1 pseudogene is annotated in these 246 nt (G+C 46.7%); it reads left to right on the top strand.

Annotated features, from left to right (window positions below):
• A pseudogene (locus SB772_RS44335) lies at nt 1-246 on the top strand (macrolide ABC transporter permease/ATP-binding protein MacB); the annotation flags it as partial.

The raw sequence follows: 246 nt of genomic DNA, 5'->3' as shown, positions 1-246 counted from the left end.
ATATGCCTTATACGACGGTAATGTCGCGTGTCACGGGTAGTACCAATATCGACCGCTTTGTAGCGTTATTAGACGATAGTATCTCTTCTAGCGCCGCAGAGACGGCCATCTCTGACTTGATAGAGAGTCGGCATGGTAAAGATGACTTTGAGTTGCGCAATTCAGACTCTATTCGTCAAACGATCGAGTCGACGACAGGTACGATGACCCTACTTATCTCATCAGTCGCGGTCATTTCATTAATCG

This window comes from Paraburkholderia sp. SIMBA_030 (genome assembly GCF_046535245.1).
Lineage (GTDB): Bacteria > Pseudomonadota > Gammaproteobacteria > Burkholderiales > Burkholderiaceae > Paraburkholderia.
Note: the sequence above shows the minus strand (reverse complement) of the source record. Positions and strands in the feature narration are given on the sequence as shown.